Raw genomic sequence first — 20935 nt, 5'->3', positions numbered from 1 at the left:
TTTAAAATACATTCATGAGCTACTTTGTCTCCTCCGAAATAAGCTTTCAATTAATCAATTGAACGTATTTCTTATTCCCGATTATTCGCGGGAAGGGTTATTTACATTTTAAAGGAATAGACATGAAACTCAGCAACATTGCTTCTACTGTTATTGCTACTCTGGCCCTGGTTGCGGGTGCCGCAAATGCAGAAGATACAGCCACTCCGGTTACCGTAAATGGCGGTACCGTACACTTTAAAGGTGAACTGGTTAATGCTGCATGTTCAGTAAATACTGATTCTTCCGAGCAGACGGTTAACCTGGGCCAATACCGTACCGCGAAGTTCACGAAAGTGGGTGACACCACCTCTAATATTCCGTTCACCATTGAACTGAATGATTGTGACCCGCTGGTTGCGAAAACAGCCGCAGTTGCGTTCACCGGTCAGATCGACGCGACCGACAAAACCCTGCTGGCGGTAACCTCTGGTAACAACGACAACTCCGCGAAGGGCGTGGGCATCGAGATCCTCGACAGCAAATCCACCACCCTGACTCCAGATGGTTCAACCTTCTCTGCCGCGCAGAACCTGATCGAAGGGACTAACACCCTGAACTTCACCGCGCGTTACAAATCAACGGCTGCGACCACCGAGCCAGGCCAGGCAAACGCTGACGCCACTTTCGTAATGAAATACGAGTAATTCCTCCGCACAGGGATGTTCAGGCCTCAGGGAAGAGGCCGTCATACGCTAAGGCCAGGAACGAAGGATGACAAGGACCGGAACACTACTGCTGTTAACCCTTGCGATGGCCTGCCAGGCCTCAGCACATACCGTGGTGATCGACGGCGGCAAAGTTCATCTCAGAGGTGAGCTGGTGAACGGCGGCTGCGCCGTGGCACCCGACAGCCAGAACATGCGCATCGAAATGGGGCAGTACCGAACCAATTCATTTTCCGGTGTGGGCAGTTTTTCCACGGTCAATGTGCCCTTCACCGTGCGGCTGCTGGATTGCAGCGTGGATGTCTCGCGCACCGTAGGCATCCAGTTTCAGGGCGTTACGCCAGCAGAAGATCCGCAGGTTTTTCTGGCGACATCGCGGCCAGGTGAATCACCGATAAGCAGCGGCGTCGGGCTGGCTCTTTTTGACGAACAACAACGTCAGATTATCCCGAACGCAACGGCCGTCAGCTGGTTGCCGGTGAATACCAGTGAGCTTGCGTTTCATTTTAGCGCCCGCTATCGGGCTATTTCCGAACACCTCGTGCCAGGCAATATTCAGTCGGATGTCTGGTTTACGTTGATTTATCCATAACACCTGCGAACACATTATTAAAGGTACGGTTGTGATGAATACCCTAATTAAACCAGGACTGTTTTTATCGTTAATTTTAATGATGGTTTCTGCATGCGCAAATGCTTCCGGCGGTATTGCGCTGGGGGCCACCCGCGTTATTTATCCGGCAGATGCAAAGCAAACTTCGCTGGCGATCACCAACAGCAATAAACAAGAGCGCTATTTAATCAACGCGTGGATCGAAAATGCGAATGGGCAAAAAGAAAAAACCTTTGCCGTGACCCCGCCGCTGTTTGTCAGCGAGCCGGACAGCGAAAACACGCTGCGCATTATTTATGCCGGGCCCGCGCTGCCTGCCGATCGTGAATCGCTCTTCTACATGAACGTGAAAGCGATCCCGTCCGTGAACAAAGCGAAAACGGAAAACAATAACGTGCTGCAGCTGGCTATCCTGTCGCGGATCAAGCTGTTTGTCCGCCCGACAAATTTGCCGGTGCAGCCGGAAGAGGCGCTCTCGCAGCTGCGTTTTGAGCGCGTCGGCAACCACCTCAAAGTCAGTAACGCTTCGCCGTATTACATCACGCTGGTCAATATGAAGCTGGGCGGACAGACGCTGGATAACCTGATGGTTGCGCCTAAAAACTCGGCGCAGCAGGTACTGCCAGCCGCCGCAAGCGGTACGCTCTCCTGGCAGAGCGTGAATGACTACGGTGCCATTACGCCGGCGCGTAGCGTCAACCTGTGAGCAGAGTCAGCGCGATGAATAATCACCAGGGACGTTACTGCCCGGTCGCACTGGCGCTGATGGCAGCGCTCTGGCCACAGGCTGGCTGGAGCGAAAGCTACTTTAACCCGGCCTTCTTGTCCGATGACACCGCCAACGTGGCGGATTTATCGCGTTTTGAACAAGGTCACCAGCAGGCGCCTGGCGTTTATCGCGTGGATATCTGGCGTAACGATGAGTTTATCGCGACGCAGGATGTGCGCTTCGAGCAGGCCGACAATACACCGCCGGTTGCCGGTGGGCTGTCGCCGTGCATTACGCGCGTGATGCTGGAGCGTTTTGGCGTCAATATCGCGGCCTTTCCTGAGCTGGTTAACGTGAAAGGGGAGACCTGTATTCCCCTGGCGAAGGCTATTCCCGGCAGTGAGATCGCGTTCAACTTCGCCTCGCTGCGCCTGAATATCAGCCTGCCACAGGTGGCGATGCAGAACAGCGCACGCGGTTATATTCCGCCCGATCAATGGGATGAAGGGATCCCTGCCGCGCTGGTGAACTACAGCTTTACCGGCAACCGCGGGAGCGAGGACGACAGCTATTATCTGAACCTGCAGAGCGGGCTGAACTATGGCGCGTGGCGTTTACGCAATAATGGCGCATGGCGTTATACGCAGAATAACGGGCAGCGGCACAGCAACTGGCAGAATATTGGCACCTGGGCGCAGCGCACCGTGATCCCGCTGAAAAGCGAGCTGGTACTGGGCGACAGCAATACCGGTAATGACGTTTTCGACAGCGTGGGTTTTCGCGGCGGGCGGCTCTTCTCGTCTGACAGCATGTACCCGGACAGCCTGCAGGGCTACGCACCAACCGTTCGCGGCATCGCCCGAACGCCCGCCAAAGTGGTCGTTCGACAAAACGGCTACGTTATCTATCAAAGCTATGTACAGCCTGGCGCCTTTGCCATCACCGATCTCAACCCAACCTCATCAAGCGGTGACCTTGAGGTGACGGTTGAAGAGAAGGATGGCAGCCAGCAGCGCTATACCGTGCCGTATTCCACCGTGCCCCTCCTGCAGCGCGAAGGGCGCTGGAAGTATGACCTGGTGGCCGGGGATTACCGCAGCGGCAACAGCGAACAGGATACGCCATTCTTCACGCAGGGTACGTTAATTACCGGGCTTGGCGACGGCTACACGCTGTACGGCGGTACCCAGCTGGCGTCACGTTATACCGCGGTGGCCATCGGGGCCGGGAAAAACCTCGGTGACTGGGGGGCGGTGTCGCTCGATATCACCCATGCCCGCAGCCAGCTCGCGGATGACAGCCGCCATGAAGGGCAGTCGCTGCGTTTCCTCTATGCAAAATCGCTTAACGGATTCGGAACCAACTTCCAGCTGCTGGGCTACCGCTACTCCACAAAAGGGTTCTACACCCTGGACGATGTCGCGTGGCGTTCAATGGAAGGCTACCAGTATGCCGACAACCAGGATGATGACGGTGTGCCGGATGTGGAGAGTTATCACAACCTGACGTGGAATAAAAAAGGGCGCTTCCAGCTCAATATTTCCCAGTCGCTGGGGGATTACGGCTCGGTCTATATCTCCGGTAGTGAACAGACGTACTGGGGCACCGATGAGTCCAACCTCTGGTATCAGCTGGGGTACGCGGGTGGCGTGAAGGGCGTCAACTACTCCGTGTCCTGGTCATGGAACAAATCGGTCGGGATAGACGGCACGGACCGAATCGCGTCGTTTAACCTCTCCGTACCGTTCAGCCTCTTTACCCGCCAGGGTTTTCGTCGGGACAGCGCCATTGACCGCGCCTATGCCACGGCGTCAGCCAGCCGTAATAGTGATGGCGACACAAGCTGGCAAACCGGGGTCAGTGGGACGTTGCTGGAAGATCGCAACCTGAACTACAGCGTGACCCAGGGCCACACCAGCAATAACGGCTCAAGCGGAAGCGCCAGCGCGAACTGGCAGGCAACCTACGGCACGCTGGGGGTTGGCTACAACTACGCACGCGACCAGCACGATCTCAACTGGCAGCTCTCCGGCGGCGTGGTCGGCCATGCGGATGGCGTAACCTTCAGCCAGCCGCTGGGTGATACCAACGTTCTGATCAAAGCGCCGGGAGCATCGGGCGTGAGCGTGGAAAACCAGACCGGTGTGAAAACCGACTGGCGTGGCTATGCGGTGATGCCGTATGCCACCGTCTACCGCTATAACCGCGTGGCGCTGGATACCAACACCATGAGCAATAACACCGATATCGAAAATAACGTGAGCAGCGTGGTGCCGACAAAAGGGGCGCTGGTACGCGCCAGCTTTGATACCCGTATTGGCGTGCGCGCCCTGCTGACCGTCACGCGCGGCAACCAGCCTGTGCCATTCGGTGCCGTGGTGCGTGAAACCCAGAGCGGCGTCACCAGTATGGTGGGCGATGACGGACAGATTTACCTGAGCGGCCTGCCGCTGGAAGGTGAACTGCTGATCCAGTGGGGCAACGGGATGCAATCCCAGTGTCGTGCGCACTACAGCTTGCCAGAAAAGAGCCTGCAACAGGCAATCACACTTAAGGGGATTCGCTGTGAGTAAAATCCATTGCCTGGCTTTATCACTTCTCTCTATTTTGCCCGTGGGGAATGCCTTAGCCACCGTGTGTGTGAATGAAAAGGGCGTCCCTACGGAGGTGCATTACGACCTGACGGATAAATTTAACAGTTCGAATAACCAGATCGGGCAGGTGGTGACGCTCAGCGAGAAATCGCAGTGGGTGGGGGTGAATGCCGTCTGCCCGAAGGGTACCACCGGGAACACGACCAAACGTAGTTATGTTACCGATTACCCGGTCACGGGAACAAGTGATGGCTATCAGTACCTGAAGCTAAACGACTATCTGGATGGGGCAATGAAAATTACGGACAGCTTTGCTGGCGTATTTTATCCGCCCAAAAGTTACATCCAGATGGGGAGTCACCCGAACGTCTCTAAAAACAAACCGTTTGGCGTTCAGGATTCCAGCCTCGTCTTTCGCCTCAAAGTGACCCGACGGTTTATAAATATGGTGGTGATCCCGCGGGCGACCATGTTCCGCGTCTATGTAACCACTACCTCTTCTGATCCGTTAACCTCGCCGGTCTACACCATCAGCTACAGCGGGACCATTCAGGTGCCGCAAAGCTGCGCCATCAATGCGGGGAATATCGTGGAGTTTGACTTCGGCGATATCGGGGCCTCCCTGTTCAGCAAGGCCGGGGCGGGTAACAAACCGGAAGGGGTAACCGCACAAAGCAAAACCATCGCCATCAAATGCACCAACGTGGAAGCGAACGCAATGCTGACGATGCGCGTTGAGGCAGAAAAGGTCTCCAGCAACGCGGTGGTGTCGGATAACCCTGATGTGGGGTTTGTGATTGCCAACGAAAGCGGTACCCCGCTAACGCCCAACAACCTGACCAGCAAAATTCCGTTCCGGCTCGACGACAGTGCGCAGGCGCAGGTGGGGATCCGGGTCTGGCCGGTCAGCGTGACGGGGAATAAGCCTGCGGAAGGCCGTTTCACGTCACGGGGTTATCTGCGTGTGGATTACGATTAAGGGGAAGAGATGCGGAACCGGAACTGGCATTTCGCCGCAATGACACTGATGATGCTTCACGCCAGCGCGCAGGCAGCCACTGCGCTGGGGGAGATCAATATTCAGATGTACGGCAACATTGTTGATTTTACCTGTGTGGCCGAGGGCAGCGATAGCGACAAGACCGTCACGCTGGGAACCTGGCCCACGAAACAGCTCAGCACCACGGGAAGCCGCACGCAGCCCATGCCGTTTACGCTGAAGCTGACCGGCTGTCCGCCTGGTGCGGCGTCCATCACGTTTTCGGGTAAAGCCGACGGAAGCAATAACGGGTTACTGGCGCTCAATGACGCCAGTACGGCAAGCAACGTTGCCGTCGAGATCAGGGATGCGGATAAAACGCGTCTGGCACTTCAGGAGGCCAGCCAGCCGGTAGCGGTTGATGCGCAGGGAAATGCGACATTGTCATTTTATGCCAATTATATTGCCACTGCTGATAACCCTCAGCCTGGACGGGCTGATGCTGATGCCACCTTCATGATTAATTATAATTAGCGCTGACCGCACTCCCTGCAGCTCGGATAAGCTGCAGGGAGTGAATTCAGGTTATAGCAGTTCGTGTGCTTTGGCATAATCAATTAATTCAACGATGCTTTGCACACCCAGCTTGGAATAAATATTGGATTTATGTGCGCTGATGGTTTTGTTGCTTAATAGCAACTGCTCTGCAATCTCCTTATTGGATAAACCATTTGCCAGGTAACGTAATACCGTCACCTCACGATTCGATAATGGCATATCCGCGACCATCCCTTTCCCCGAACCCAAATGGTTTATAAAATTCAACGTTTCCGACGGGAAAAAAGAATAGCCCATCAGGATCATTTCAACGGCGTTGTAGATCTCGCCCAAATCTTTTCGTTTACTGACAAAACCATTTGCCCCGGCGCGAATGGCGCGTCCCGCGTAAAAAGACTCGGATTTTGAAGAGAGGAACAGGACCTTGATGTCTTTATTTAAGTTTCTGATTCTCTTCAGTAAAGCGAAGCCATCTGTGCCCGTAAGTTCGATGTCCAGGATCACCAGATCGATAGGGTGGTTACGGATACAGTCAAGGACTTCATGGCTGTCGCCAGACTTGAGTTTGACTGTGATGTTTTTATTTTTCTGTAGCAGGACTTCTATCGACATTCTGACGATAGGGTGTTCGTCCATAATGATAACGGATGCCGGTTTCATTTTTAATGCCTCAGACTGTTAAAAGCGTTATGCCGAGTTTGGTTAAAACTCTCGAAATGCCGGAAGGATAAATGTGCAGATCCTTATACCGTAGTATTTCCCTGGAAAGAGCGAAAGCATCCTTGTTAACGTAGTGAAGAAATCTATGCCTCAGCGCGGTCATCTCATTTGGCTGGTGTTGGCAAAAAGGTTTTTCTTATTCATATTTGATACGCGTCTTATTATACCGTGTAAGTTTTTTCCGAAAACCCTGTAAATTACCCCTCGCTTATTACTTTGTATTATCTTCTGGATCCGAATAGCTATTTTTTTAAAATTAGATTAAATATCCTGTTATCCCATTTACCGCATCTTTTGATCTTTATGTAATAACAAAAAATGACATATCACACTGTATGTTGATCAAATGTTAACAAATCGACGGCCGTTTTCAGGGGCTGAAAGCGGGAACGGATGGTGAAAAAGTGTTCACAGAGGGCACCAGACCTTCGTTTGAAAGTGATCGGGTCGTCGCCGGAAAGGGCACCCGTCGTACAGCAGAACATACTACAGACTTCGCTTTTGACTGCCAGGCAGTCTCGCCGAGCCGCTTGTTTTTACATCATTATCGTCTTATTAACTCCTTTATCAAACACTTAACGCACGGAGGAAAGTGCTGCAGATTATTCATTCTGTGACATTTCACATGGTTTAAGCCCGTAAATTAGGAATAGTTATAAAATTGAAATTATTGTTAAAATTTAACAAATAAGTAACATGATTGATAAGTAAATTCCTAAAGGTCTTTAGGAAATAAGGGCTTAGTGGGTGGGTTAGAAGGTGCAGTCTGAGAGGTTATTGAGAAGGTGCAGCAGTTCCTGGCGATGGGTCAGACCCAGTTTCAAAAGAATGCAGCTGAGACGATAGATAATGCGGCTATAGGGGCGATTCTGCATCAACGCTATCTGGCGAAGGGTCTTCCCCCGCGATAACTCCTGCAAAATAGGCCATTCGGTGCGGGAGAACCAGTCTTTATCGCAGCCCTGGGGAGGGCTGGTATCCATCAGGCTGTGCTGGAAAGCAGACGGCGTCAGTTGACGTTCGAGCACGTGAAAAGGGCCCGCCGCTTTGCAGAACAGGCGAGTATCGTAATTATCCGCCCTGACTAACAGATAGGGCGTCAGAAAAGGGGGATAGAGGCTATGCCTTCTGAGCTGATCCAGCTTGTCGATCAGCGCAGTGGAGCGGCTTTCAATATCCACCACCAGGCGGGCGGAAGGCCACTGGGCCAGGGCGCTAAACGCATCCTCCAGCGTGGGATAGTCGCAACAGCTGCTCAGGGGGAATTGGCCGTTGAGAAAACCGGTGCGTAGAAAATGATCCTCCGTCACCAGAATGATAAACGGAGCGTCTGTTTTGCGGGGCTGGCTGATGGACTGACTCAAAAATTCGAGCCGGTCGAAGAAGGGGGGAGCAAAAGGCGAGTGCGTAAATCCCAGTGCATCACTTCCTGTACGCCGCCGCCGGTAACGGCGCACTGTCATTCGCATGGCCTCCCCCCTGGAAATGGCTTTTTAATCCTCCGGCCATGTCCAGGACGGCCAGTAATAGCCCTGGCCGAGTTCTGCGCCTGCCTGCAGTGCCCAGGTACAATCCTGCTCAGTCTCAATACCTTCAATAAGCACTTTCCCGGCAAGCTGAAAGCACCGGGACACCAGTTGCCGTAGCGCGGGCGTGGCGCGTAGACGCCAGAATGCATCCTTATCGATTTTTACGCCGCTTAACGGTAACCGGCAGGATAAAAAGGGCGGGATGAGTGTTTCATCAATGTCATCCAGCCAGATACCGTGACCTTGTCTTATGAGCTGCAACAGGCTCCGGGTAACGGTCTGCCTCTGCGCGGCTGACAGCGTTAAAAAAGCACTGGGGTCGACAAGTTCAATATTCAGCGGCGGACATTTTATCCGGCTAAGCCGCTGAAAAGCGTCGGGCTCTGTCAGGACGGTTATCGGCAGATTAATGAAAAAATTATTACAGTGCGGGGTATTTTTTAACGCGGTGAGCTGTACTTCAAGCAGCGTTATCGACCAGTCTGCAGACTGATGGCGGAAAAAGGCTTCGCTATGCTGCGTTTCAGACAGGACGCTAAGGACCTCCACGCCGACCCTGCGTAAAGAGGAGAGGGCGACGATGGGCTCAAGTTTGATGCCGACGATGTCCTGAGAAAGGTACTGTAACCGGGGGGGCGTATAGGTCAGGTTTTGCGCTGTCACTCCATGGTCCTGTTGTCTGTCAGCCTCCAGGCGGCCGGGATACCTCACACTAGTGTGACGAGCTGACGCTCAGGAAAACAGCAGGCGTTACTTAAATGCAACTAAGCCTTTTCGCAGCGCGAAATTCTACGACGGAAAAGCGATGAATGTTGAAAAAACAGCCGTATTTACAATCGGCTAGCGGTAATTGCCCCTGAAAGCCGAAAAGGCATTGACTCACCTGTCATTGACCGTATAATTCCAGGCGTTTCACCACCGCGAAGTTCACTCTTCTCAGTGCGCCCTTAGCTCAGTTGGATAGAGCAACGGCCTTCTAAGCCGTAGGTCGTAGGTTCGAATCCTACAGGGCGTGCCATTTACTGCCTTCACCCTTTTTCGCTTCCACTCTCCCGTTTTACGCTAAATACACGTTTATGCCGATCTCATTCTGTCGATTAAATAATCGGGAAATAAATAGAACGCTAATGAATATTTGTTATTTTTCCAGCCTAAGGCTTTCTTAATCTTTATTTCATCCATTTTTATAATCTGGATTTTTATCATATTTATCCGCTGTATAAGAATATTTTACACTTTTACGACTAAACTTGATTGATACTAATTATCATTAGCGTTTTTGTATGCTTTAATCCTGTCCCACAACGCTATGCGTGGTAAATCACCCTGGTCTATAAAGGATATGTTCATGAATTCTCGCCTGTTGTCATGCTTCTCGCTTGCCTTGTTGTCTTCATCTCTTTTCCTTTCCACACAAGCACTTGCCGCTGATAACAACGAAGGTATCGTTGTTTATAACGCGCAGCATGAAAATCTGGTGAAGGCGTGGGTTGACGGTTTTACCAAAGAAACAGGTATTAAGGTGACGCTGCGTAATGGCGATGACAGCGAGCTGGGTAACCAGCTGGTTCAGGAAGGCACGGCATCACCTGCAGACGTGTTTCTGACGGAAAACTCGCCATCAATGGTTCTGGTGGATAATGCCAAACTGTTCGCGCCACTGGATGCAGAGACCCTGAAGCAGGTGCCTGCGGAATTTCGTCCTGCGCACGGCCGCTGGATCGGGATTGCTGCGCGTAGCACGGTGTTTGTCTATAACCCGGAAAAATTGAGCGAACAGCAATTGCCAACATCGCTGATGGATCTGGCGAAACCTGAGTGGAAAGGCCGCTGGGCGGCATCGCCGTCAGGCGCGGATTTCCAGGCGATCGTAAGTGCGATGCTGGCCCTGAAAGGCGAGCAGGCCACCCTTGAGTGGCTGAAGGCGATGAAAACCAATTTTGTGGCCTACAAAGGTAACAGCACCGTGATGAAAGCCGTTAATGCCGGCCAGATTGATGGCGGTGTGATTTATCACTACTACCGTTTTGTCGATCAGTCCAAAACGGGTGAAAACAGCAAAAACACCCAACTCTACTACTTCAAACATCAGGATCCGGGTGCCTTTGTCAGCCTTTCCGGCGGTGGCGTACTGGCGTCCAGCAAACACAAAGAACAGGCTCAGGCATTCATCAAGTGGATCACCGGCAAAGAAGGTCAGGAGAGCCTGCGCACCAATAACGCGTTTGAATATGCGGTTGGCGTGAACGCGGCCTCTAACCCGAAACTGGTTCCGCTGAAAGATCTGGATGCGCCGAAAGTGGAACCTTCAACGCTTAACAGCAAAAAAGTTATCGAGCTGATGACGCAAGCCGGCCTGCTGTGATCCTGAGAGTTAAGTGAACGCCTTATGTCTGGTCTGAGTCTCGACATCGGAAAAAACAGGATGCAGGAGCCTGCCCGCAGGCGACCTGCGCTGCCGATGGTTGCGTTAGCTGTCTTATTTTCATTAATGGCGCTTCTGCCTCTGGGTTTTATCATTGCCATTGGCATTGAGACGGGCTGGGAGACCATTAAGACGCTGGTGTTCCGCCCGCGTGTTGCTGAACTGCTCAGCAACACGCTGTGGCTGACGGCCTTAGCGGTTCCGCTTTGTATTGTGACCGGCGTGGCGATAGCCTGGCTCACGGAGCGTACCCGGCTGGCCGGGCGGGGAATATGGTCTGCGCTGGCGGTCGCCCCGCTGGCAATCCCCGCGTTTGTACAAAGCTATGCCTGGGTGAGCGTCGTCCCCTCCCTGCACGGTCTTTCCGCGGGAGTATTTCTCTCTGTTTTAGCCTACTACCCGTTTATCTACATGCCGGTTGCCGCGGTACTGCGCCGCCTCGACCCGACGCTTGAAGATGTGGCCGCGTCGCTCGGCACGCCGCCGTGGCGGGTCTTTTTCCGCGTAGTGTTGCCGCAGCTCAAGCTTGCTATCTGCGGCGGGGCGCTGCTGGTCGCGCTGCACCTGCTGGCGGAATACGGCCTGTACGTGATGATCCGCTTTGATACGTTCACCACCGCGATTTATGACCAGTTTCAGTCTACCTTCAGCGGCCCGGCAGCCAATATGCTGGCGGGTGTGCTGGCCTTATGCTGTCTGGCCATCTTAATGCTGGAAGGGGTGACGCGCGGAAAAGCACGCTATGCGCGCATCGGCGGCGGGGCCGCACGTGAACAGAAACGCTGGCCGCTGAAGCCGGTCGCGGCCACGCTGGGCCAGCTGTTTTTCCTCACGCTGATCGTGCTGGCGCTGGGCGTACCGTTAATTGTGCTCTGTCGCTGGGTCTGGCTGGGCGGTATTGAGAACTGGATGAGCGCGGACCTCTGGCACTCCCTGCGCCAGACGCTCATGCTCGGCGTGGGTGGGGCACTGCTGACCACGGCCTGCGTGATCCCCATTGCGTGGCTCGGTATCCGTTATCCGCACCGCGTCTTCCGGATGCTGGAAGGGTGTATCTACATCACCAGCTCGCTGCCGGGGATTGTGACCGCTCTCGCGCTGGTAACGGTGACGATTCATTACGCCCGCCCCATTTATCAGACGGAAATTACATTGTTCCTCGCATATCTGCTGATGTTTATGCCCCGCGCGCTCATCAACCTGCGGGCCGGGATTGCCCAGGCGCCGGTAGAGCTGGAAAACGTGGCGCGTAGCCTTGGCAGCACGCCTGCGAAGGCGCTGTGGAGCGTCACCATGCGGCTGGCCGCGCCGGGTGCCGCCGCGGGGGCTGCGCTTGTTTTTCTCGGCGTCAGCAACGAACTGACCGCCACGCTGCTGCTCTCTCCGCTGGGAACACGCACGCTTTCCACCGGTTTCTGGGCGCTGACCAGTGAGATCGATTATGTTGCCGCCGCGCCGTACGCGATGCTGATGATCCTGATTTCACTCCCGCTGACCGCCATCCTCTACGTGCAGTCGAAAAAAATTGCAGGACTATGACATGCTTGAATTAACGTCCATTTCTAAATCCTTTTCCGGTGTGCAGGTGCTCGACAGCTTAAACCTGAGCGTTGCGCCGGGGAGCCGGACGGCGATAGTCGGGCCGTCCGGGTCAGGCAAAACGACGCTGCTGCGCATTCTTGCCGGCTTTGAAACGCCGGACGCCGGGCGGATAGTGATGCAGGGCCGAACGCTGTTTGACGAAAACAGCTTCGTTCCCGCCCATCTGCGCGGCATCGGCTTTGTTCCCCAGGAGGGGGCGTTATTCCCGCATCTCAGCGTTGCAGACAACATTGCCTGGGGGCTGGACGGCACGCGCCACGAAAAGCGCCAGCGCGTAGAGGCGCTGATGGAGATGGTGTCGCTGGACAGGCAGCTCGCGACCCACTGGCCGCATGAGATTTCTGGCGGACAGCAGCAGCGTGTGGCGCTCGCCCGCGCGCTGGCTCAGCGTCCTTCATTGATGCTGCTGGATGAGCCGTTCTCGGCGCTCGATACCGGTCTTCGCGCCATGACCCGCAAAGCGACCGCTGACCTGCTGGCGGAAGCGGGCGTTGCCTCGATTCTGGTGACGCACGATCAAAACGAAGCGTTATCTTTTGCCACCCAGGTGGCAGTAATGCGTTCCGGGCGCTTTACCCAGGTGGGTACCCCGTATGACGTCTACACTCAGCCTGTTGATGAAGAGACCGCGCTGTTTCTGGGCGACGCGGTGATCCTGCCCGCTCAGCTTACCGCCGGCCATGCGGTGTGCGCGCTGGGTGAGATACCCACCAACAATACGCATGCCACCGGGCAGGGCAGAGTCATGATGCGCCCTGAACAACTGCGCGTGACGGCGTGCGCGCCGCATGAAAGTCCGGTGTCGATAATTGATGTCGATTTTACCGGTCATTTGTCCACGCTCACCCTGGCGTTTGCCGGGCAGCAGGAGCCTGTTGTTCTGAAGACCGTAAGCCAGCCTGGCTGGAATCCGGGTACGGCTGTGCGTATTGATGTTGCGGGAACCGCCCGCGTTTTATCGTTCTCCCGCCGCGCCTGAAAGACCGTCCCGGAAACGGGGCGGTTATGCGCCACGCTATCCCGTCCATACGTCCTCCTGCTTTCCCGCGCCTGTTAACCGATTTTCTCACGCAGTGACGTGCGTTTACGCTTGCCAACAATCATGTAATGCGTATATTTCTCATTTGCATTGCACTTGATTACATTCTAAGGCCCGACAACGGGCCCTTTTTGCGCGCACGTTTAATGAGTTAATTATGAACAACACGAAAAGGCATAAAACGCTGCTGGCTCTCGCCATCGGCGCGGTCACGCACTCTGCCCTGGCGGCGGATGAAAAGAAAGAAGACACCCTGATTGTCCAGTCTGCGCCTGCCAGCGATTTTAAACCCGGCGGCGACCAGCTTGTGCCGGCGTTCCTTGACGGGCAGGTGGCGAACGGTGGACGCATGGGGATGCTGGGGCAGCAGAACGCCATGGACGTGCCGTTTAATATCATCAGCTACACCTCGAAGCTGGTAGAAGATCAGCAGGCGAAAACCATTGCTGATGTGGTCGCTAACGACGCGGGGGTGCAGTACGTTCAGGGTTACGGCAACAGCGCCGAAACCTTCCGTATCCGTGGCCTGAAGTTTGACGGAGATGACATGACCTTCGGCGGCCTGTCTGGCGTTCTGCCGCGTCAGGTGGTGGATGCGCAGATGGTCGACCGCATTGAGATTTTTAAAGGGGCAAACGCCCTGATGAACGGCGCGGCAAGTTCAGGCGTGGGGGGAATGATTAACCTTGAGCCGAAACACGCGGATGAAACGCCGCAGGCAAAAGTGGGCGTCGATTACACCTCTGATTCCCAGTTTGGCACCACGCTGGATGCGGGCCGTCGCTATGGCGACAACGACCAGTTTGGCGCGCGCGTGAACCTCGTCCATCGCGAAGGGGAAAGCGGGGTGCCCAACGATCGCCGCCGCACTACGCTGCTCTCCACCGGCCTCGACTACAAAGGCGACAATTTCCGCACCTCTCTGGATGTGGGGTATCAGAAGAAAACCTTCCATGGCAGCCCGACCAGCGTCAATATCTCCGCCGTGGATTTCGTGCCTGAACCGCCGAAAAACGATCGCAACTTCTCGCAGAAATGGGCCTACAGCAACATCGAAAATGAATTCGGGATGTGGCGCAGCGAGTACGACATTACCGATAACTGGACGGCCTATACCGGCCTCGGCGCACAGCACGCTCACGAAGAAGGGATCTACAGCGCGCCGAAGCTGCTGGATAAAAGCGGTAAGGCGACGGTCAGCCGTCTTGATACCAACCGCATCAGCGATTCCGTCAGCGGGATGGCGGGTATTCGCGGTAACTTTGCTACCGGCTTCGTAACGCATAAAGTCAACGTCGGTTACTCCGCGATGACCAAAAATGAAAAAATCGGCTGGAAAATGTCGTCGGCGGCGGATAACCCAACCACCAATATCTATCACAACACCGGTGTGGATATGCCGGACAGCTCCAGTTTCAACGGCTCAGGCGGAAATTACAGCGATCCGCTCACCAGCGGGCGTACCCGGACGCAGGGCTGGCTGTTGAGTGATACGCTGGGCGTGCTGGACGACAAACTGCTGTTTACCGCCGGGGCGCGTCATCAGAAGGTGGTCATTCGCGGATACAACAAAATTACCGGGCAGGAGAATAAAGCAGACGGCTTCGACGGCAGCCGCTGGATGCCTACCTACGGCGTGGTTTACAAGCCGTGGGAGGCGATCTCCCTGTATGCCAACCACACCGAAGCGCTGCAGCCGGGTCAAACAGCTCCCAACACCGCCACCAACTACGGGCAGAGCACCGGCATCGTTCACTCTAAGCAGAACGAAGTGGGCGTGAAGGCGGATTTTGGTCGCGTGGGCGGCTCCCTGGCGCTGTTTGAGATCAAAATGCCGTCGGCGATCCTCAACAGCAACGGTCATTATGGTCTTGATGCCGAGCAGCGTAACCGCGGCGTGGAGCTGAATGTGTTCGGTGAGCCCCTGCTGGGCGTCCGTCTGAACGCCAGCGCTACCTGGCTGCAGGCGGAGCTGACCAAAACCAACAACGGCCTCAACCAGGGCAATGATGCGATTGGCGTTCCGAATTTCTATGCCGTTCTGGGCGCAGAGTATGACATCAAACCGATTGATGGCCTGACCGCTACCGCGCGCGTGAACCACTCCGGCACGCAATACGCGGACCTGGCGAACACCAAAAAGCTGGACAGCTACACTACGCTGGATCTGGGTATGCGTTATCGCTTCGCCGTTAACCACAATCAAAATCAGATGACGGTGCGTGCGGGTATCGACAACGTGACCAATGAAAACTACTGGTCCAGCGTGGATGATTCAGGTACCTACATCACCCAGGGCGAACCGCGTACCTTTAAAGTCTCGGTGGGCTACGCATTCTGAGAACGCCGCTCGTTATCCGGGGCAGGGATGCCCCATTCCCTTGCTACCACCAGCCTGAAGTGTTAAAACGTGCCCCTTCTAAAAAAGAGACAGGGGTAGGGCGTGAAAGACGCGTCATCCGCTTCAGGCACCGGTAGCGCTGAAGCTTCGTCGGAACAGAATCCGACGCTGCAACGTGGTTTGCAAAATCGACATATACAGTTAATTGCCCTCGGTGGGGCTATCGGTACCGGGCTGTTTCTCGGCATCGGCCCGGCCATTCAGATGGCGGGGCCGGCGGTATTGCTGGGCTATGCCCTCGCCGGGATTATCGCCTTCCTGATCATGCGCCAGCTTGGCGAGATGGTCGTCGAAGAGCCTGTGTCAGGCTCTTTCGCGCATTTTGCGTATAAATACTGGGGCCCGTTTGCGGGGTTCCTCTCCGGCTGGAACTACTGGGTGATGTTTGTGCTGGTGGGGATGGCAGAGCTGACCGCCGCTGGCATCTACATGCAGTACTGGCTCCCGGATGTGCCCACCTGGATTTGGGCGGCGGCCTTCTTCATTATCATCAATGCCATCAACCTTGTGAACGTCCGTTTGTACGGTGAAACCGAGTTCTGGTTTGCGCTCATCAAGGTGCTGGCGATTATCGGCATGATTGGTTTTGGCCTGTGGTTGCTGTTCTCGGGTCACGGCGGTGAGCGTGCCACGATCGACAACCTGTGGCAGCACGGGGGGTTCCTGGCGACCGGCTGGAAGGGGCTTATCCTTTCGCTGGCGGTGATCATGTTCTCTTTCGGCGGGCTGGAGCTGATTGGTATCACCGCCGCTGAAGCGCGCGACCCGCATAAAAGCATTCCGAAAGCGGTCAACCAGGTGGTGTACCGTATTCTGCTGTTCTACATCGGTTCGCTGGTGGTATTGCTCGCGCTCTATCCCTGGGTTGAGGTGAAATCTAACAGCAGTCCGTTTGTGATGATTTTCCACGATCTCAACAGCAATGTGGTGGCCTCAGCGTTGAACTTCGTTATTCTGGTGGCGTCACTTTCGGTCTATAACAGCGGCGTCTACTCTAACAGCCGGATGCTGTTTGGCCTCTCCGTGCAGGGGAATGCGCCGAAGTTCTTAACCCGCGTCAGCCGTCGCGGCGTGCCGGTGAATTCTCTGCTGTTGTCCGGTGCGATCACCTCTTTGGTGGTGGTGATCAACTACCTGCTGCCAAAAGAGGCGTTTGGCCTGCTGATGGCGCTGGTGGTTGCCACCCTGCTGCTGAACTGGATCATGATCTGCCTGGCGCACCTGCGTTTTCGTGCCGCGATGCGTCGCAAGGGACGTGAGACGCAGTTTAAAGCGCTGCTTTATCCGGCAGGAAACTATCTCTGCATTGCTTTCCTCGGGTTGATCCTTGTGCTGATGTGCACCATGGACGACATGCGGCTTTCCGCGATGCTGCTCCCGGTGTGGGTAATCTTCCTGTTTGTGGCGTTTAAACTTTCCCGCAAGCAATAATGCATGCCGCCCTCTCCCGGTGGGAGAGGGCGAGCCATCCGGTTTCTCATCCTAACGCGATAAACCTCTTTATCGTGACCCCTCTCCCAAATCTCTCCTGATCCACAGGATCTTTATTTTGTAATCGATTACTTTTCATTTGATGGTATTTGTAATCGATTACTTTTCTAGGGTGAGGCTCATTATGGTGTCAACAACTGAAAGTAGTGGAAAGGTGATAGCGCAGCACCGGCTGCTGGTTCCGCGTCTGTCGCTGATGATGTTTCTGCAGTTTTTTATCTGGGGTAGCTGGTCGGTCACGCTGGGTCTGGTGATGACCCAGCACAACATGTCGTTGCTGATTGGTGATGCGTTCTCCGCCGGGCCCATCGCCTCTATTTTGTCGCCGTTCGTGCTCGGGATGCTGGTGGATCGCTTCTTCGCCTCGCAGAAGGTGATGGCGGTAATGCACCTGGCCGGCGCGGCTATCCTGTGGTTCGTTCCGGGGGCGCTGATCGCTGAAAATGGTGCGCTGCTGATCGGCCTGCTGTTTGGCTACACGCTTTGCTATATGCCGACGCTGGCGTTAACGAACAACATCGCGTTTCACAGCCTGGCAAACGTCGATAAAACCTTCCCGGTGGTGCGCGTGTTCGGCACTATCGGCTGGATTGTCGCGGGGATCTTTATCGGCGTTACCGGCGTGGCCTCCAGCGTCACGATCTTCCAGGTTGCGGCGGCGAGCTCCGTGCTGCTGGCGCTCTACAGCCTGACGCTGCCGCACACGCCCGCCCCGGCAAAAGGGCTGCCGGTCCAGGTTCGCGATCTGTTCTGCGCTGATGCGTTTGCCCTGCTGAAAACCCGCCACTTCCTGGTCTTTTCCGTCTGCGCAATGCTGATTTCCGTGCCGCTTGGCACCTACTACGCTTACACCGCCTCATATCTGGCGGATGCCGGGATTGCTGATGTCAGCACCGCGATGTCGTTCGGCCAGATGTCAGAGATTGTCTTCATGCTGGTGATCCCGCTGCTTTTCCGTCGTCTGGGCGTGAAAGTCATGCTGCTGGTCGGCATGCTGGCGTGGTTTGTCCGTTACGCGATGTTTGCCATGGGGGTGAGTGAGGAGGGACGTTTCCTGCTCTATCTCGGCATCCTGTTGCACGGTGTGTGCTATGACTTCTTCTTTGTGGTGGGCTTTATCTATACCGACCGCGTGGCGGGCGAAAAGGTGAAAGGCCAGGCGCAGAGCATGATCGTGATGTTCACCTACGGCATCGGCATGCTGCTTGGTTCGCAGATTTCTGGCGCGCTGTATAACCGTCTGGTGGCGGGACAGGCCGTGCCGCAGGCGTGGGTCACCTTCTGGTGGATCCCGGCGGTGGCGGCAGCGGTGATTGCGCTGATTTTCCTTCTCACGTTCAAATATGACGATGACAAGGCGTAACGTTCAGGAGGTGGTATGAGAACGATTAAGGGACCCGGTATTTTCCTGTCGCAGTTTATCAGCGCAGAAGCGCCGTTTAACTCGCTGGATGGGCTGGCAGGCTGGGCAGCAGGTAAGGGCTACAAAGCCGTGCAGATCCCCTGCAATCATCCGCACATTTTTGACGTGGAGAAAGCGGCTGAGAGCCAGGCTTACTGTGACGACATTACCGGCACGCTGGCGGAGCACGGGCTGGCGATCAGCGAGCTGTCGACCCATCTGGAAGGGCAGCTTATTGCGGTGAACCCGGTCTACGGCGACGCGTTTGACCATTTCGCGCCGGCAGACGTGCGGGGTAACGACGCGGCCCGTCGGTCGTGGGCGACCAGCAAACTGAATCAGGCGGCGGCGGCCTCCGCAAAATTAGGCCTGACAGCGCACGCCACTTTTTCTGGATCGCTGGCGTGGCCATTTTTCTACCCGTGGCCGCCGCACAACGCGCAGCGTTTTCAGGACGCTTTCCAGACGCTGGCAACCCGCTGGCGGCCCATTCTGGACACCTTTGATGAGCACGGCGTCGATGTCTGTTATGAGCTGCATCCGGGGGAAGACCTGCATGACGGTGTGACGTTTGAGCGTTTTCTGGCGCTGGTGGACAACCACCCGCGCTGCAATATTCTCTACGATCCCAGCCATATGCTGCTTCAGCAGATGGACTACCTGACGTTTATCGATCTCTACCATGCGCGCATTAAAGCGTTTCACGTCAAAGATGCAGAGTTTCGTCCTAACGGGCGCAGCGGCGTATACGGTGGCTACCAGCCGTGGCTTCATCGTCCGGGTCGCTTCCGGTCGCCGGGCGACGGGCAGATCGACTTCACCGGTATTTTCAGCAAACTGACCCAGTACGACTACGAGGGCTGGGCAGTGCTGGAGTGGGAGTGCTGTCTTAAAGATGGCGATACCGGTGCCCGCGAAGGCAGCGAATTTATCCGTCGTCATATCATTCCGGTATCCGGGCGCGCGTTTGACGATTTCGCCGCGGGAGGCAGCCATGATTAACGTCGGGATCGTCGGCAGCGGCTTTATCGGCCCGGCGCACATTGAGGCGCTGCGGCGTCTCGGCAGTGTGCAGGTGGTCGCCCTGTGCGACAGCTCGCTTTCACAAGCGCAGGAAAAGGCGCGCCAGCTGAATGTGCCCCATGCTTACGGGAACGTTGAGGCGCTGCTCGCCCATCCGGATCTGCACGTGGTGCATAACTGCACGCCAAACCATCTGCACGCAGAGATTAACCGCCAGATTTTGCGGGCGGGTAAGCATGTTTTTTCCGAAAAGCCGCTGTGTATGACCCCGGAGGAGGCCCGCGAGCTGGTGGCACTGGCTGAGCAGGCGGGCGTGGTACACGGCGTCAGCTTTGTCTATCGCCAGTTTGCGATGGTGCGCCAGGCGGCCAGCATGAGGCGCGAGGGCAGTCTCGGTCGGCTGTTTGCCACGCATGGCAGCTATCTGCAGGACTGGATGCTGCTGGAAACCGACTATAACTGGCGGGTGGATGCCGCGCTGGGCGGTGCGTCGCGCGCGGTGGCGGATATCGGCTCCCACTGGTGCGACACGGTGCAGTTTGTGACCGGGCGGCGGATCACCGACGTGATGGCCGACCTCGCCATCGTCTGGCCAACGCGCAAGGCCAGTGCGGCGGGAAACCGGACCTTCACGGATGATCGCAGCGCGAACGATGAAGACAGACCGGTCACCACCGAAGATTTTGGCTCGGTGCTGGTGCGCTTCGACGATGGCAGCAAAGGCAGTTTTAACGTCTCGCAGGTCAGCGCCGGGCGCAAAAATCGGCTGACGTTTGAAATTAACGGCAGCGAACGGTCCGTGGCGTGGGATCAGGAGGTGCCGCAGCAACTCTGGATCGGCCATCGCGCGCAGGCAAACCAGACCCTCTCCGACGATCCAAACCTGATGAACCGTGACGTGGCCGAAAGCGCCCATTTTCCCGGCGGACATATCGAAGGCTGGCCTGATGCCTTTAAAAATATGATGGCGCAGTTTTACCGCGCCGTGATGCAGGGGGAGATGCCGGCACAGCCGCTGTTTGCGACGTTCCATGACGGCGCGAACGTCATGTATATCATTGATGCGATAGTGAAAAGCCATCAGCAACAGCGCTGGGTGCGCGTTGCGTATTGACGCGTTGCCCGGTTCGCCGGGCAACGAAT

The 20935-nt window shown here is 55.6% G+C and carries 17 protein-coding genes and 1 tRNA gene; 15 read left to right on the top strand and 3 right to left on the bottom strand.

The annotated features are described in order from the left end of the window. The first annotated feature begins 122 nt into the window (after nt 1–122). The 6 genes from fimA (at nt 123) to sfmF (ending at nt 6136) form a co-directional block, all read left to right on the top strand. Entirely contained in the window at nt 123–686 is a 564-nt protein-coding gene (gene fimA / locus ACMVME_RS13595) for a type 1 fimbrial major subunit FimA (RefSeq protein WP_020885158.1), read from the top strand. Between the two features lie 67 nt (nt 687–753). After that, entirely contained in the window at nt 754–1299 is a 546-nt protein-coding gene (gene fimI / locus ACMVME_RS13590) for a type 1 fimbrial protein subunit FimI (protein ID WP_020885157.1), read from the top strand. A 34-nt stretch (nt 1300–1333) separates the two neighbouring features. After that, complete coding sequence (fimC, locus tag ACMVME_RS13585) at nt 1334–2026, top strand: type 1 fimbria chaperone FimC (RefSeq protein ID WP_414743449.1); 693 nt, start codon at nt 1334–1336, stop codon at nt 2024–2026. Nucleotides 2027–2040: 14 nt separating this feature from the next. After that, complete coding sequence (locus ACMVME_RS13580; RefSeq protein WP_068795143.1) at nt 2041–4602, top strand: fimbrial biogenesis usher protein; 2562 nt, start codon at nt 2041–2043, stop codon at nt 4600–4602. Next, a complete protein-coding gene (gene fimH / locus ACMVME_RS13575) occupies nt 4595–5602 on the top strand; it encodes a type 1 fimbria D-mannose specific adhesin FimH (protein WP_020885154.1) in 1008 nt (335 codons plus the stop codon). Before ACMVME_RS13580 ends, fimH begins: the two co-directional genes overlap by 8 nt. A gap of 9 nt (nt 5603–5611) precedes the next feature. Next, on the top strand, nt 5612–6136 hold the full coding sequence (gene sfmF, locus ACMVME_RS13570; protein ID WP_032681530.1) for a fimbria assembly protein: 525 nt from the start codon (nt 5612–5614) through the stop codon (nt 6134–6136). Between the two features lie 51 nt (nt 6137–6187). On the opposite strand, the gene fimZ is transcribed toward sfmF, so the two are convergent. The 3 genes from fimZ to ACMVME_RS13555 all read right to left on the bottom strand — a co-directional run bounded on the left by fimZ (nt 6188) and on the right by ACMVME_RS13555 (nt 9072). Continuing rightward, entirely contained in the window at nt 6188–6820 is a 633-nt protein-coding gene (gene fimZ / locus ACMVME_RS13565) for a fimbria biosynthesis transcriptional regulator FimZ (RefSeq protein WP_014168952.1), read from the bottom strand. Nucleotides 6821–7632: 812 nt separating this feature from the next. Next, entirely contained in the window at nt 7633–8349 is a 717-nt protein-coding gene (locus tag ACMVME_RS13560) for a helix-turn-helix transcriptional regulator (RefSeq protein WP_014168953.1), read from the bottom strand. A gap of 24 nt (nt 8350–8373) precedes the next feature. After that, on the bottom strand, nt 8374–9072 hold the full coding sequence (locus ACMVME_RS13555) for an EAL domain-containing protein (protein WP_032681528.1): 699 nt from the start codon (nt 9070–9072) through the stop codon (nt 8374–8376). A 278-nt stretch (nt 9073–9350) separates the two neighbouring features. On the opposite strand from ACMVME_RS13555, the gene ACMVME_RS13550 reads away from it, so the two are divergent. The 9 genes from ACMVME_RS13550 (at nt 9351) to ACMVME_RS13510 (ending at nt 20906) form a co-directional block, all read left to right on the top strand. Next, a tRNA-Arg gene (locus tag ACMVME_RS13550) sits at nt 9351–9427 on the top strand. Nucleotides 9428–9757: 330 nt separating this feature from the next. Then, nucleotides 9758–10774 carry an iron ABC transporter substrate-binding protein gene (locus tag ACMVME_RS13545; RefSeq protein ID WP_032677574.1) on the top strand — a complete coding sequence of 339 codons (1017 nt, stop codon included), beginning with the start codon at nt 9758–9760 and terminating at the stop codon, nt 10772–10774. A 24-nt stretch (nt 10775–10798) separates the two neighbouring features. Next, on the top strand, nt 10799–12373 hold the full coding sequence (locus tag ACMVME_RS13540; protein WP_014168956.1) for an ABC transporter permease: 1575 nt from the start codon (nt 10799–10801) through the stop codon (nt 12371–12373). Nucleotide 12374: 1 nt separating this feature from the next. Continuing rightward, nucleotides 12375–13415 (top strand): ABC transporter ATP-binding protein, encoded by a 1041-nt coding sequence (locus tag ACMVME_RS13535; protein ID WP_032677576.1) that lies wholly within the window; start codon nt 12375–12377, stop codon nt 13413–13415. Nucleotides 13416–13632: 217 nt separating this feature from the next. After that, a complete protein-coding gene (locus tag ACMVME_RS13530) occupies nt 13633–15816 on the top strand; it encodes a TonB-dependent receptor (protein ID WP_068795142.1) in 2184 nt (727 codons plus the stop codon). A gap of 102 nt (nt 15817–15918) precedes the next feature. After that, nucleotides 15919–17307 (top strand): phenylalanine transporter, encoded by a 1389-nt coding sequence (gene pheP / locus ACMVME_RS13525; RefSeq protein WP_014168959.1) that lies wholly within the window; start codon nt 15919–15921, stop codon nt 17305–17307. Nucleotides 17308–17491: 184 nt separating this feature from the next. Then, a complete protein-coding gene (locus ACMVME_RS13520; protein WP_025204781.1) occupies nt 17492–18730 on the top strand; it encodes an MFS transporter in 1239 nt (412 codons plus the stop codon). Nucleotides 18731–18745: 15 nt separating this feature from the next. Further along, a complete protein-coding gene (locus ACMVME_RS13515; RefSeq protein WP_068795141.1) occupies nt 18746–19771 on the top strand; it encodes a sugar phosphate isomerase/epimerase family protein in 1026 nt (341 codons plus the stop codon). Further along, nucleotides 19764–20906: a Gfo/Idh/MocA family protein gene (locus tag ACMVME_RS13510; RefSeq protein ID WP_068795140.1), complete on the top strand. Its 1143-nt coding sequence runs from the start codon at nt 19764–19766 to the stop codon at nt 20904–20906. The genes ACMVME_RS13515 and ACMVME_RS13510 overlap by 8 nt, the downstream gene beginning before the upstream one ends. Nucleotides 20907–20935 lie beyond the last annotated feature (29 nt).

It is taken from the genome of Enterobacter cloacae complex sp. 2024EL-00711 (assembly GCF_047529885.1).
GTDB lineage: Bacteria > Pseudomonadota > Gammaproteobacteria > Enterobacterales > Enterobacteriaceae > Enterobacter > Enterobacter ludwigii.
This window is presented reverse-complemented; position numbering and strand designations above follow the sequence as displayed.